At 42.8% G+C, this 14598-nt stretch carries 11 protein-coding genes and 2 tRNA genes; 6 read left to right on the top strand and 7 right to left on the bottom strand.

What is annotated here, in order from left to right; genetic code table 11:
- Nucleotides 1-93: 93 nt before the first annotated feature.
- On the bottom strand, nucleotides 94-855 hold the full coding sequence (locus tag AACT19_RS17270) for a tyrosine-type recombinase/integrase (protein WP_165689850.1): 762 nt from the start codon (nucleotides 853-855) through the stop codon (nucleotides 94-96).
- A gap of 613 nt (nucleotides 856-1468) precedes the next feature.
- Nucleotides 1469-1559 (bottom strand) — tRNA-Ser (locus AACT19_RS17275).
- Nucleotides 1560-1884: 325 nt separating this feature from the next.
- On the opposite strand from AACT19_RS17275, the gene AACT19_RS17280 reads away from it, so the two are divergent.
- Complete coding sequence (locus tag AACT19_RS17280) at nucleotides 1885-2328, top strand: RrF2 family transcriptional regulator (protein ID WP_076647699.1); 444 nt, start codon at nucleotides 1885-1887, stop codon at nucleotides 2326-2328.
- Nucleotides 2329-2366: 38 nt separating this feature from the next.
- Entirely contained in the window at nucleotides 2367-3551 is a 1185-nt protein-coding gene (locus tag AACT19_RS17285) for an NnrS family protein (RefSeq protein WP_076647702.1), read from the top strand.
- 655 nt (nucleotides 3552-4206) lie between these two features.
- Here the strand turns inward: AACT19_RS17285 and AACT19_RS17290 are convergent.
- The 3 genes from AACT19_RS17290 to AACT19_RS17300 form a co-directional block, all read right to left on the bottom strand.
- Nucleotides 4207-4297, bottom strand: a tRNA-Ser gene (locus tag AACT19_RS17290).
- A 138-nt stretch (nucleotides 4298-4435) separates the two neighbouring features.
- The gene (locus AACT19_RS17295) at nucleotides 4436-6244 is read right to left on the bottom strand and encodes a DUF3413 domain-containing protein (protein ID WP_076647705.1); all 1809 of its coding nucleotides are present in this window, start codon (nucleotides 6242-6244) and stop codon (nucleotides 4436-4438) included.
- A gap of 28 nt (nucleotides 6245-6272) precedes the next feature.
- On the bottom strand, nucleotides 6273-6500 hold the full coding sequence (locus AACT19_RS17300; RefSeq protein ID WP_004734063.1) for a YejL family protein: 228 nt from the start codon (nucleotides 6498-6500) through the stop codon (nucleotides 6273-6275).
- Between the two features lie 84 nt (nucleotides 6501-6584).
- Between AACT19_RS17300 and yejK the strand changes: the two genes are divergently transcribed.
- The 3 genes from yejK (at nucleotide 6585) to AACT19_RS17315 (ending at nucleotide 10332) form a co-directional block, all read left to right on the top strand.
- Nucleotides 6585-7589 carry a nucleoid-associated protein YejK gene (gene yejK / locus AACT19_RS17305; RefSeq protein ID WP_017079528.1) on the top strand — a complete coding sequence of 335 codons (1005 nt, stop codon included), beginning with the start codon at nucleotides 6585-6587 and terminating at the stop codon, nucleotides 7587-7589.
- A gap of 105 nt (nucleotides 7590-7694) precedes the next feature.
- Nucleotides 7695-9065 carry an Hpt domain-containing protein gene (locus AACT19_RS17310; RefSeq protein WP_076647708.1) on the top strand — a complete coding sequence of 457 codons (1371 nt, stop codon included), beginning with the start codon at nucleotides 7695-7697 and terminating at the stop codon, nucleotides 9063-9065.
- A gap of 76 nt (nucleotides 9066-9141) precedes the next feature.
- Nucleotides 9142-10332, top strand: coding sequence for a chemotaxis protein (locus tag AACT19_RS17315; protein WP_076647711.1), 1191 nt, complete (start codon nucleotides 9142-9144; stop codon nucleotides 10330-10332).
- A 112-nt stretch (nucleotides 10333-10444) separates the two neighbouring features.
- On the opposite strand, the gene nhaC is transcribed toward AACT19_RS17315, so the two are convergent.
- Nucleotides 10445-11881 (bottom strand): Na+/H+ antiporter NhaC, encoded by a 1437-nt coding sequence (gene nhaC, locus AACT19_RS17320; RefSeq protein WP_017079531.1) that lies wholly within the window; start codon nucleotides 11879-11881, stop codon nucleotides 10445-10447.
- A gap of 500 nt (nucleotides 11882-12381) precedes the next feature.
- On the opposite strand from nhaC, the gene asd reads away from it, so the two are divergent.
- The gene (gene asd, locus AACT19_RS17325; RefSeq protein ID WP_076647714.1) at nucleotides 12382-13500 is read left to right on the top strand and encodes an aspartate-semialdehyde dehydrogenase; all 1119 of its coding nucleotides are present in this window, start codon (nucleotides 12382-12384) and stop codon (nucleotides 13498-13500) included.
- Nucleotides 13501-13638: 138 nt separating this feature from the next.
- Here the strand turns inward: asd and AACT19_RS17330 are convergent, their stop codons facing one another.
- Nucleotides 13639-14481: an ion transporter gene (locus tag AACT19_RS17330; RefSeq protein WP_029405983.1), complete on the bottom strand. Its 843-nt coding sequence runs from the start codon at nucleotides 14479-14481 to the stop codon at nucleotides 13639-13641.
- Nucleotides 14482-14598 lie beyond the last annotated feature (117 nt).

Consider the following 14598-nt stretch of genomic DNA (forward strand, 5'->3'; position numbering starts at 1 on the left):
TAGTTCTAACAAAGTTTGGGGCAAAAGCAATTCAGGCAACTGGTAAGGATTTGTTATTAGTTGCCAGCGACTTGCGGGATTAATGTTTTAACTTTAGTCTCCTATTGGCTCATAGCTGATCCCATTAACAACTTCTGCTAACTGGCTCAGTGGCAACCGCTTTCCATAACGCCCGTAAGTCATACTATTATTTCCATGCCCAACGAGCTGAGCGGTGATGTGCTCAGGAACACCTTGTTGCTTCAATTCGTCTATGAAAGTGTGTCGGAACCCGTAAGCGGTAGGTCTCTGGCGGGGTTTCATACCTATCAACGTTTGGTATTTACCGATCTTTATGCAATATGATTTAGACCAATCATCAAACTGATTTCCTGGGCTATAGTTAAATAACTGTCTTCTACCCGCAGCCTTCACCTTAGCAACATAGTCTAGAATGCCCATATTGATCAGGTGATTGTGAATGGGAACCTCACGGATACTGTTAGCGTTTTTTACATATTTACCGTCCTCACTTTCTGTAATAGAGAAGTAGTAAATACCGTTTTCTTGCTTGATATCAGCAACTCGCAATTGGCAAGCTTCCGATGGACGCATACCAGATAGAGGTAGGATTTTCGAAATCCACTGAAACTCTTCATCTTTTTCTTTAAATAGGCGTGTGCCGAAAAACTTCTTCATATCCTTCAATAGCCAGCGTTCCCGTTGTTCATCTTGGCGCTTAGTTGCCTTCTTCTGGATTTTAACGTCCTCAAAAGCATTGAACCCTGTGTGGTTCATCAGTTTGCAGTATTTAAAGAACTGAAAACAAGCTGCAAGGTATTCTTTATCCGTTTTAGCGCTTCGACCTTTTTTCAACAAATGGTCTCTGTACAGTAAGGCATGAGCCGTTGTTATATTGGCAACTCTATCTACTGGCGCAAATTGAATGAAATCGTTAATACGTGATTCTAGCTGATGGATTGTAAGCGGTCGGATTGATTGGAGCTTTTTAGAGTCGATAAATTTTACCAGTGCACATTTCAAGGAAGCAAGTTATGTAGCTTGTCGTGTTAAGGGCACTGATTGTGTCTGTAGAGAAGTATTGCGTACTGGTATTGGTTTAGTAACGAAAGTACTGTCATTATCGTCAAAGTCGCTTCTAAGCTCATTGATAAGCTTATTTGCAGCAATATTGAAGTCTGCGGGGTGAGTCTGAATTGTAATGCTGTCAATAAGCTGTTTGAGCTCGATGGCAACGTTTAAGTTACGTAGTGAGGCAATTCGACGATTTTTGGTTAACAGTGATACTTTTAGGTCAAAAGGGAACCCACGATCACGACAACTTTTAGGTAGGCAAATACGAGTGTAGTAGTTATGGCTAGCAGTTTTTAAAAGGTACATTGTCTCAGTCAATCCTTGCGGTTGAACTTAGTACCCTTCAGATATGAAAAAAGCCGTTGATAATCAACGGCTTTTTTCATTTTTAAAGTGGTGGAGGGATAGGGATTTGAACCCTAGAACCGCTATTAACGGTTGCCGGTTTTCAAGACCGGTGCTTTCGACCACTCAGCCATCCCTCCAATGGAGCATATAATATAAGGGTGGCTTAGGCTTGTAAATACCCTTATCAACTGACTGCTTTTTTTATGAACAAGTTTGAGCATTTTTATATGGTTAGAGTGAAAATACATCGAAAAATGTTCCTGATCGTTTCGGCTTAGGGGGTTAGGTATCGTTTGAGGAAGGAAAATGGAGAAAGGATCGAATACAACTGATGTGAGGAACGTAATTAGGTCCGAAGCCTTAGCTTTTGGTGTGTAGCCACCATTCCTCATTGGGGTTAACTTGCCTTTGCTGTCTATAAGATTCATAATGAATACATCTTATAGAGTGAAATATCCCACCATGCATATCACACGTTACACTGATTATTCCCTACGAGTATTGATCTATTTAGCGATCAACAACCAATCTCTTAGCACCATCGGCGACATTGCTAACAGTTATGGTATTTCTAAAAACCATTTAATGAAGATCGTTCAGCAACTCAACCTCAAAGGACATCTGATCGCCACAAGAGGAAAAAATGGTGGTTTGAAACTCAGTTGCCATCCAAGTCAGATCAACATAGGTACGTTAGTTCGAGAGTTAGAAGACAAACGTAACTTGGTTGAATGTTTTGGCGAGGATAATAGCTGTGTCATTACACCAAATTGCCAATTGAAAACTATCTTTGCCGAAGCTCAAGAGTGTTTTTACACAAGCTTAGACGCTTATAGCTTACAAGATCTCCTAGGCGAAGAGCACAGCTACAAGCTAGGGCAACTTTTGGCGGTTGAAGTTATTTAAAAGTAAGCAAGTTTTGTTTACTCACTAGGTTTACGATGATGAAAGATTTAAATCAAAACCCCAACAATGGCGTTTCAATGACGGCATTTTTTGAACTCGCGTTTCGACCGTTTTTCTTGTTTGCGTCACTTTTTAGTATTGCAGCGTTAGTCGGGTGGGCCGCGTTTTGGAATGGCAGCGCAACCTTAAATGTTTATGGCGGTGCAATGTGGTGGCATATTCATGAAATGTTGTTTGGCTTTGCAGCCACTGTCGTGGTTGGTTTTTTACTGACGGCCGTACAAAATTGGACGGGTGTCCGCAGTATTAACGGACGCGGGTTAATGATACTTCTGGCTATCTGGTTGTGTGCAAGAATAGCCATGTTCCTGCCTGAAGTTCTAAGCCCTTGGCTGGTGGCTGGACTCGATTTACTGTTTTTATCTATCGCTGTAATTTATCTTGCTCACAATATTGTCAGTGTGAAGCTTTGGCGAAACCTGTTGTTCGTCCCCATTTTATTGCTAATGACTTTTGCCAATGCCGCAATGCACTATGGCGTTTTATTTCAGCAGCCAGTCTTAATTTCACAAGCTAGCACAAGCATGGTGCTGTTGGTGACCCTAGTCATGTGCATTATGGGTGGGCGAGTTTTTCCTATGTTTACCGCTAATGGCACACAGACACCACGAACCCCTGCATTACCATGGCTTGAAAAGCTGAGCATCGTGAGCACGATTTTCGCCGTTGTGTTGAGCTTTCAGATACTTCCAGTTCCACAAAGTGTCGTTGCTTTCGTTTTTATTGTCAGTGGCTTGGCAAATGCGGTTAGGGCGGTAAGGTGGAAAATATGGGTTGCTTTTAAGACTCCTCTTGTGTGGTCTTTACACTTAAGCTACTGGGCCATTTCGTTAGGGTTGGTTTTGTATGGCGTTTCGATCATTTCGTCATTGGTCACACAATCACAAGCGATTCATGCATTAACCGTTGGTGGAATGGGAGTGATGATCTTATCAATGATCTCACGTGTGTCTTTAGGGCATACAGGCCGAACTATTGCGATTGGTAAAATAATGACTGTGGCGTTAATCGCCATTGTTTTTGCCTTTATTGTTCGAGTGTTTGGTGGATACTTTACCCATGATATTGTCTCTATCATCACCTTATCCAGCGCTCTGTGGGTCGCTGCATACAGTTGTTTCGTTGTATTGTACTTACCAATTTTAATAAAACCAAAAGCTTAAATTACTACAAGTTGCGAATGTTCAATATTGATGACTTTAAAGTTGCATTTAAAATGCATCTTTAATATTATGTCTGCAGTGAATGACTTAAACACAATCAAAGAGAGTATGATTATGAGCTGTTGTGGCGGATGTGGTGGTTCAAACCACGAAGAAAAAGCAAATCAAGCTGAACAAAAGAAACAAGCAGAGCAGCAAGAGACTAAGCAAGAAAACGCTTAATTAAAGTAGCGCTCAAGCCAAATTTAGAAATCCAGAGACTTAGATGAAGCCTCTGGATTTTTTTTATTTTTATGGATTTATGATGAGTGCCTGAAACAAGCCTAAACACTATTCGAGCCTGCAGTGAATTCTGACTCTCTAGCGAGTAACTGTACCCGATTGGCATGCACCACCAGTCTAGTCATATTGAATGAACGCGCTGTGCAAATAAGTTTGGTCTAAGGTATGTATCGATGACTGGAGTGCGGAGAGAATACAAATTGAGCTAGCCAGTGATATTCAAACAGCTATAGAGTCGTAACAGGGCTTTAAACTGTTCAGAATGAACCAAACAATCTGTCTTTGGGGAATAGTTGAATATTAAACTTTAGATTCGATTCACTTTACGTCAGACGCAAAAAAGCCGCTGATTTCTCAGCGGCTTTCTTTAAAGTGGTGGAGGGATAGGGATTTGAACCCTAGAACCGCTATTAACGGTTGCCGGTTTTCAAGACCGGTGCTTTCGACCACTCAGCCATCCCTCCATTGGCGTGAATAATATAAGGGGGAGACTGCCTTGTAAACCCTTAATTATCATAATCTTGTTTGGTTGCTTGTTTTCTAGTCATTAGCGGCAATAAAAAAGGGAAGCCATTAGCTTCCCTTTTCTGTTTGGTGACTATTTAGTCATTTTTTGTGTAGAAACGCTGTAGCTCAGTCAGGCCTTGCATCAACACAGGTAAGCGAGGGCTTACATCTTTCAGGCGCTTGTAATTCTGGTCGTACAATTTGTAGTTACCAAATTTATCTAACACCGTGGTTTGCTGGTCGGTAACAAGGGCAAGTTCACGTGAGTCACCCGCGAGAATCCACTTTCTTTTGCGCTCATTAAACAGGCTGCGACCGCTACTGAAATCTGTTGGGTTTGAAGATACGCCCAATAGCTCTTGCATCAACGTTACGGACACGTCTAAATGACTAGAACGGTGAGTGTATTCAGAAGCAGACTTACCAGGCCAGCTGATAAATAGTGGTACTTGTAACTGATAACGACTGTAGTTGGAGTTTGCGCCCCAGCTGTTGGTCTTAGTTTCGTTAAACTCGCTACCGTGATTAGAGGTAATGATAACCACCGTGTTGTCGGTTAGCTCTAAGCGTTCCAGTTCAGCGTAGATTGTTGCTAGCTGAGCATCGGCTGCTTGAGCAGACTTTTGATAGTCTGCAGCAAAACGTTCTGCTGTCGTTAACGTTGAGTCTGACTCTGAACTTGAATCGTAGCTAGAGAAGTTATCCAGCGTGGTCAGCTCAATGAAGTTAAACCAAGGACGTTTAGCTTGTGGTGATTGAATCCAGTTAGACCAAGCTTGTATCGCGCTTTTGTCATCATAAGTTGCTTGCTCTGGCATAACATCACGGCCTCGGAAGATGATTTCCGAGTAAAGTGCATCGTCAAAGTTGTCGCCACTGAAAGCCGCAAACTTATAATTGTGATTATCTAATACATCTAACAGTACTGCACTTGAACCCTGAGCTTCGATGCTGCTTGCGTAGCTGCTTGGAAGGCCATAGAACAAACCGAAGATACCAAACATGTCGTTACTTGAACTGTAGTGATTGGTGAAGTTGATCGATTGTTGTGAGTATGCGTAGCTGTTTGGCATCGCTGTGGCATTGAGTGCATCAGAGCGAAGGTTGTTTACACTCACCATCAGGATATTAAGATCATCACTGCGGCGGTTGTATTGAATTTTTTCGAGCGGGTAGCTAACTAAGTTTACGTTCTCTTTGTTGGCTTCTAAACGCTGTAGATACTCTTCACGGTCTAACAGACCATGTTTTTCCATAAAGCTTTTCGCTGTCATTGGGTATGACAGTGGGAAGTTCGCTTTCTGGCTAGTAATTGGGTTGTAGAAATACGCATCAGCCCACATGTAGGTCAAGTGGCTGCTGATGAAACACAAGAAGAAGACGGCAGTAATCGGACGGCCAATGTGTTTATGAGACAGTTTACGTTGCTTACGCCAAACCCACTCAGACAGACCTAGCTGCAATAAGAAGATAAGTGGCATAACAATGAAGAGGTGTTGCAAATCAGATGTGAATGCAGACTCCTCTCCACTGAATAAAACCTCCCACACGACAGGTGTCAGGTGGAGGTTTATATTTTGATACGTTTGGGTATCAATCAGTAGGACAGTTAAACCTATGGTTGCAAAACAAACGGCAACCAAACGTAATAACTTCCTCGACGGAAGAATAAAAGTGAGCGGAAACAGCACTAATAGATAAAGCGCGAATACTAAAAATCCGAAATGACCAACCCAAGATGCGGCCAAATAAAATTGACCCAATAGGGTTTCTGGCCAAGCAGATTGAGTAATATAACGAGTACCAATCAACATCGCAGCAATGATGTTGAAAAATGCAAACCAGTGACCCCAACCAACAAGTCGAGATACGCGATCGCTATATGAGTTTGCGCTGTCTACCATTTATAATTCTTTTATCCGTCAATCAAATTTAGTGAGACTTTTTATCTTCAAGAGAAGAGATTAAAGCTTCGGCAAATTTTTCAGCAATTCCTTTGCGTTGTGAAGCAGCAACATTCTGATTTAAGACATTGGTTGCGATATTTCCAGCGATCATCAGTGAAAGTTCTGGTGAAGCTTTGTGCTTAGTGAGTACAGCACCTACTTCAGCTAGGATTTTTTCAACTTGATCATCTGTGTATTTAGATATAATCGGCATAAGGACTCTAATAATGATAGTAAAAGCGGCTTATGATAACCTACTATGCACGACAACTGAAACCTGAACGGTAATATTTTCACTATGAGCCTTCACCTTTCCAACGTAATTTTACACCAGCTGAGCAAGAACGATCAGGATGAACTGATTGTTAACTATCGTGCTGAATCTCTAGAGAACGATGCTTCATCTGAAAGCCTAGTTGCTGAACTTCACCGTGTTTTTAATTCAAAAGCAGGCAAAGGGTTTGGTTCTTTCAAATCCGACAGCGAATTCCAGCAGTCGTTGCATGAATTTCGAGCGGGAGAGCAAAGTTTCTATGATTTCTCTCAAAAAAGTGCGCTACGTCTAAAAGATGAGTTATCGAAGTACCCATTTGCTGACGAAGGCACTTTGGTACTCGCTGAATACCAATCTCTGGCGACAGACTACCTTTTCATTGGTTTACTGCCTTCGAACCAAAGTTTGAAAGTGACTGAAGGGCTAGACATCAGTGCGACTGATTACCTTGATATCTCAAAGATGGATATTGTGGCGCGCCTTGATCTTTCAACATACGACACAGACAAAGAGTCAAACCGTTACTTAACTTACATTAAAGGACGTGTTGGCCGTAAAGTCGCGGATTTCTTCTTAGATTTCTTACAAGCTGAAGTCGGTTTGGATGCGAAACAGCAAAACCAAGTACTGATGCAAGCGGTAGAAGATTTCGTTTCAGACTCTAAGTTAGAAAAAGAAGAAGCTATCAGCTATAAAAAGCAGGTTGCGGATTACTGTAACGAACAGCTAAAAGCGGGCGATGAAGTTCAAGTTCGTGAACTTTCTGGAGAACTGCCAGCAAGCACTGATGGTACAAGCTTCTTTGACTATACTAGTGAGCAAGGCTACGAGTTAGAAGACAGTTTCCCCGCTGATCGCGCAACTATGCGTAAACTAACAAAATTTGTTGGTGCTGGTGGCGGTTTGAATGTTAGTTTTGATAGTCTGCTTCTAGGCGAACGTATCTTTTACGATCCGGAGACAGACACGCTAACGATTAAAGGCACTCCACCGAACTTACGTGACCAACTGACTCGCAATAAGTCATAGTCCGAAGTGAATGAGTAAAAGCGGCAGCAAGATGTTGTCGCTTGTTTTGTGCTTAGTCTTTTAGCAAGTGTCATGGCTTCAAGTTAACACGCACAAGGAATATAGATGGAACAATCAGTAGCAAAGCCCAAACGCTTTAAAAAACCGGCCACTTTCTTGGTTGTGCTCTTGGCTCTGTGGCTACTTCCTTCATTGGCTCTCCTTAATCTAAGCCGTTCCTACACCAATTCTCTTGCTCAAATTGAAGAACTCGGTATTCGCGTCAATGAATTGAGGCAATCGCTTTATTTCTCTGAGCCGCTGCGAGTTTCTCGTATCAATGAGTTAGCACTTGATGCTCAGTTGGTTTATTCGATCCGACTGCAGATTGAATCTGATTTTCAACACGCCTTGTTTCGCCCTGATGTGAATCAACTGCTTTATGTAGCCGATCAGTTCCTAGAAAAGTTTGATGAGTTCATCCCGATAGAAAGTCAGGTTCAAGACATCGTTGACAATATTAAGATACTGCGCGCTGATAAAGAGCTTTCCCCTAAACTAAAACCGCTACTCAACGAATTCGGCGTTGTTGTCTTTGAAGCGATGTATTCTGACAATCAAAGCTCGTCAGCGACTTATCGTGCGTTTGATTCAATTCTAGAAAAATCATATTCATTAAAAACTGAAGAGCAAGACGCACTGCAACAGTTATTGGCTGATGCCTCAGCGTTGTTGAGTGATTACGCTCAGCTCAATTATTTAGTCGATAAAATCAAGAAAAACTCGGTGAACGAACAGATCATTAAACTTGAAGCTGAGTTCCATGACCATCAGTTTAACCTATTGCTAGTGATGCTAGGTTTAAGCTTGGTAACGATGATCACATTAGTGTTGTGGGGCGTTAGATCGAGAAAATTGATTCAACAAGCTGATAAAGAACTGAGCCCTGAACCAGTTACCGATTCAAGTAAGGAAAATGCTCTCTCTGCGGTGAAACAACCAACTAATGACTCTTCCGTATTGGAGATTATGCCAACGAGCAAACATTCCGACCTTCAACCTCAAGAGGGCGTTAACGTAACAAGCCAGAAAATTGTTCAGAAGAACACTGAGGAAGCTCCAGTGGCAGAGAAACACATCGCAAGTGTCACTGATTCAAAGCCTGCGATTGATATTGAAGACATGCTAGAAACGCTTGATGGTGATGCTGAGTCTGTCGAATTGCTACTTGGTGTTTTTGTACAAGATCACGCTGATGATTACACGAAGTTCAAATCTCTTCTCACTAAAGATGAAACCTCTGCTGATCGCATTGTACATAGCTTAAAAGGTGTGGCTGGCAGTATCAAAGCATCTCGATTAGCGATCATTGCAGCAACCATTGAAATGACAATGAAACAGTCGAGAGCGATCAGTGAACACGATTTAGAAGAACTAGAGGCGGCAATAAAAGCCTCTATAGATGCTGCGTTTGAATATTTAGATAAGCAGCGTTAACTTTTGTAGGAATTTTGACAATACTCTGACGAAGTGCTCATACAATCCGCGCCCTTAGTCTTTGTCAGAGGTTTACATGTTACGATTTTCGAGTCGACGTTGGATGGTGTTGGTGCTTAGTGTTGTGCTTAGTGTTGTGCTAAGTGGTTGTTCTCTATTAGAAGTTAAGTTAGATACTCAGACGACACCTCTCACTCAACAAGAGCTAAATGCTCGAATCATGACGCGTGAATACGCCAAGATGTTTTTTATGCGAGTAGAAGACTCAGCCGATCTCATTGCTCAATCTTATCCTGCTGATGACACCTTACATCAATCTTACGTCTTGCTTTGGAAGATCCATGCGGAGCAGGGCTTACAGCAAGCGGCTTATCAAACTTCACCGATGTCTGCCTTAATCGACTCGTGGGTGTTCACTGCCCAAATGAATCAGTTTTATCGCCAAGGCGATGGTGCGGATCTGTTCGCGACAGATGATGCGGTAGAGACTGCTCGTTTTCTTGATCAAGAAGCAGAAAAACTGGCAAAGGGTGTATTGAGCTCGAGTGATTTCAAGAACAGCAAAGTGTTCGTTGCGCAGTTTGCTGCTAGCCACCCATTTAAAGACCTCACATTCAGAAGCACACCTGCTTACCGAGAATGGCTGAGCTACCTAGGTAAAGACGAGTCGCAAATTGTCCAGAGCTTAGGCACTATGCCTGAAGCAATGAGTGACGCATCCGATCGTTTAAGTTTGATGGCTGATCAGACGCCTAAACTAATGTCTTGGAAAGCGGAGCTGGTTGCGTTAAACAGTTCGCTAACGGGTGAAGACCTGTCTATGACGCTAGAAAGTCTTCGTCAAACGTCAGCAAGCATGCAAGACTTCATCGAGAACAACCCTGAGTACATGCAAACACTGGCTTCTATTATGTCGACAGAAATGCAGCCATTGCTCAACGACCTCAGCGATAAAACCGACCAAAAATTAGCGATGCTGAGTGATGAACGTGTGGCATTAGAAAAAATGGTGACACGTGAGAGAGAAGCTCTGGTAGAGATGATTGCGAAAGAGCGCATTGAGATTGCAGGTATCGTGACTTCAGAAAGGGAGTTGTTTACGCAAGACCTTGACCGCGTATCTCAAGAGGTGGTGGTACTGGCGATTGATAAGCTGATGGAGTTAATCAAAAGTGTGATTATCTACTTCATCCTGTTTATCTTAGTGGTGTTCTTTGCACCGTTAGGCATCGGTTACTGGTTGGGTAAGCGAACCATAAATAGATAAATAGATAAATAGATGAACCAGTAGATCAAAAAAAGAGCGCTCTAGGGCGCTCTTTTTGCATTTATATCATTAACGTTTTTGTACTTACTTTCTAAAGCTCTGAGGCATTAACTTATGCTTGCTGCTTAGTAAGCTCTGCCGCTTCTTCAGTTTCAACGGCTGGTGCTGTTGGTTCACACTTATCAACGAACCAACCCATGTAAGAGGTCACGATAGTCACGATGATACAGATGAAGCTTAGCCACATGAACGGTGCGTAAGATAGTGTTGCAACGCCTAGAATACTCGCCATGTAGATACCGTTATCACTCCAAGGAACCATACCTGACGTTAACGTGCCACCAAACTCAGCATTACGAGATAGGTTCTTACGTTTGTAGCCCAAGCGGTCGTAGTTCTTTGCACAGATTTTTGGCGTAAGGATTAACGATACGTACATCGCAGAACCGAACACGTTACCCATGAAAGCCGTACCAATGGTGCTAGTTGCTAGAGAACCTGCGCTGTTTACACGGCGCTCGAACACTTTAGCAATTGTCTCTAGTACGCCCACTTTATCCAGTAAGCCACCAAAACCTAGACCAAATACGATAACCGCGACCGAACCAAGCATTGAAGACATGCCACCACGGTTAAGAATTGAATCAATGAATTCTACGCCAGATGATATAGAGAACGGTGCCCAAGCAGTGTTGAATGCCGTTAGGAAATCGATCTCTTGGATCATGACTGCCCAGATAATACCAAGCAGAGAACCAAAGCTAATGACTGGGAATGAAGGCATGCGGAAAGCCAACAGGCCAAGCACGATAAGTACTGGAACGAATGAGTAAGGCGTGATGTAGAACTGAACTTCCATTGCTTTGATGACAGAATCTACTTGGCTCATGTCAACATTACCTGCGTAGTGGAAACCAAACGCAGTAAACATGATGCCGGTAATAATGTAGCTGATTAGCGCAACAGGCAGCATGCCTTTGATGTGTTCAACCACTTCGACACCAGACATTGAAGAAGCCAGAATCACTGAATCAGAAAGTGGAGACATCTTGTCACCGAAGTAACAGCCTGATAGCACCGCACCCGCTGTAATTGGTGCTGGAACACCTAAGCCTTGGCCAATACCCATCATCGCGATGCCTGCAGTACCCGCAGCACCCCAAGACGTACCGGTCGCCAATGCGGTTAGAGAACAGATGATCATGGTCGCTAAAAGGAAGATAGAAGGATGGATAGCTTTCAGACCATAGTAAATGATAGTAGGTACGATCCCGCCTGAGATCCAAGTACCAACAAGAGCGCCAACGGCTAAAAGTATTAAAACTGCGCCTAAGCCATTGGATATTCCTTTGAGTGCTGCTTTTTCTAAGTCTTTGTATTCGTGGCCAAGACGAATACCAAGAACCATGATAATGAACCAACCAATATACAAGGCAAGTTGAATTGGAAGGTCAAGCTTTGCTGTAAAGGAAAAAGCAAGGGATAGAAATAGTCCTAACGCGATGAATACCTGTAATAGGTTCGGTAGGCGAGTTTTACTCTGCTTCATAAAAGCCTCTTGTTAATTCGAGCATTTATAGTGCTTCGTTATAGTGTGTGGTGCAAAACGGACACTACAGTAATTAGTTTATTATATCGAAAAAATACGCCCAAGTTGTGATATTTGACTGCTAACTCAATCAATTGTGGTTTCATAATCTGAAATTTTGTTAAATTCATGATTGTTACATGTTGAAGTTTGTCGCACGTTGTTTTCGTTTTGTAAAATATAATTCTGATTAACCTTGGTTTAAAAGAGGGATTTACTGTTTGTGATGGGTGTCGATTCAAGCGGTTTTGGCGATGTAAATGTTTGAATCTGACGATAATGGGTGCTTTAACAATGGTGTAGACATTGAATGTCGATACAGAGATAACTGCACGATTCATTACGTTCACTTAAAAGAAACGAAAAAGTTACACTTTTTGACAAAAAGCGCTTGAGTTCTGTTTCTGAAAAACTTATAGATGGGGGAGAGCAATTTTTAATTTATACATGGAGAGTGAGCGATGAGAGTAGGTCTAGTTGGTTGGCGCGGTATGGTTGGTTCTGTACTAATGCAACGTATGGTTGAAGAGAAAGACTTCGACTTGATTGAGCCTGTTTATTACAGCACATCTCAGATTGGTATTCCTGCCCCTGTTCTAGGTGGTAAAGATGCGGGTCTACTTCAAGACGCCTTTGATATTGATAGCCTAAAACAGCTTGATGCTGTGATTACCTGTCAAGGTGGCGATTACACATCAAAAGTATACCCAGCATTGCGTCAAGCAGGTTGGAAAGGTTACTGGATTGATGCGGCTTCTACCTTACGTATGGACGCTGATTCAATCATCACTCTTGATCCTGTTAACTTGGCTCAAATTCAGCAAGGCATTCACGGCGGTACTAACACTTTCGTTGGTGGTAACTGTACTGTGAGCTTAATGCTTATGGCTTTGGGTGGCCTTTACGAGAAAGGCATGGTCGAGTGGATGAGTGCCATGACTTACCAAGCGGCTTCTGGTGCAGGTGCTAAGAACATGCGTGAACTGATCTCACAAATGGGTGTGATCAACGATAGCGTAAGTTCAGAGCTAGCAAACCCTTCAAGTTCCATCCTTGATATTGATAAAAAAGTCGCTGATACCATTCGTTCATCTTCATTCCCAACAGACCAATTTGGTGCTCCGCTTGCGGGCTCACTAATCCCTTGGATCGATGTGAAGCGTGAAAATGGTCAAAGCAAAGAAGAATGGAAAGCAGGTGTTGAAGCGAACAAGATTCTTGGCCTAGATGGTCAGCCAATCCCGATTGATGGTACTTGTGTACGAATCGGTGCAATGCGTTGTCATGCTCAAGCACTAACAATCAAGCTTAAGCAAGACGTGCCAATGGACGAGGTCGAAGAGATCATCGCGACGCACAATGATTGGGTTAAAGTGGTTCCTAATGACCGTGACATCACGGCACAGGAGCTAACACCAGCGAAAGTAACAGGCACTATGTCTGTACCAGTAGGTCGTCTGCGTAAGATGTCTATGGGTAACGACTTCCTGAACGCGTTCACTGTCGGTGACCAATTACTTTGGGGTGCTGCAGAACCACTACGTCGTACTTTGCGCATTATCCTTGCTGAGAAAGCGTAATAGGCAAGATTGCTTAAATTCTATTAGCTGATAAACCGAAAGGGTTGACGATAAACGTCAACCCTTTTTAGTTTATTGATATCTCGTTATTCGGCCCTCGAAACTGCCCTTAAATATCTTCGCATCTCGTGTCTGCTTTTATTCCTCGTCGGTAACGACACGCTTGTCTGGGTCTGCCAATTCACTCGCACAGTGTTTGCAATACATGGCATCCGAATCATGGCCGGCTCGGTTGCAGTTCGGGCACTTAACCAACTCTTTGTGTGAGTTCATCTCATTACTGAGTTCTGCGGTAATGATCCCGGTTGGCACCGCTAAGATAGAGTAACCCAACAGCATGGTAAGCGAAGCGATCGCTTTACCTAAAGCGGTTTGGGGGATCATGTCACCGTAGCCAACCGTAGTGATGGTTACAATTGCCCAATAAATACTGTGGGGAATACTGGTGAAGCCATTTTCTGGTCCTTCAATAACAAAGATAAGAGCGCCGAAGATAACGACCAAGATACCCACTGTACTGAAGAAGATCAGTATCTTTCGTCGTGCCATCAACAGTGAGCGCAACAAGATATTGGAATCTTGCAGGTAGCGAACCAGTTTTAGGATTCGGAAGATACGCATCACACGCAGCAGTCTCACCACCCCCATAAATGAAGCGCCAGGGAAGATGATCGCTAGGTAGGTTGGAAGAATCGCCAATAGGTCAACGACACCATAAAAGCTGGTGGCGTAGGATTTGGGTTTTGGAGAGCAATAAAGTCTCAACAAATACTCGAGAGTAAAGAGGGCTGTAAAGGTGTATTCGATATAACGCAGCTGCTGTGACCATTCGGTCATCACATTAGGGATGGACTCTAAGATCAGAACCAACAGCGAAGCCAAGATTGCAACGATCAGAGAGATATCAAATGCACGTCCGGCTGGCGTGTGAGTACCAAAGATAATGACGTACAAATGATGCTTTAGTGGCTTGCGTGACATAAGGAAAGATTCATCTTCTGTTAAATGCATTAACAATCATTATACAAGCTTCATAATAACGAGGCGAGTGAAAGCCCAATTGCTTTACTCGCCTCATCTATATTTCAATATTGTTGC

The sequence above is a fragment of the Vibrio sp. 10N.222.47.A9 genome (genome assembly GCF_963872585.1).
Lineage (GTDB): Bacteria > Pseudomonadota > Gammaproteobacteria > Enterobacterales > Vibrionaceae > Vibrio > Vibrio splendidus.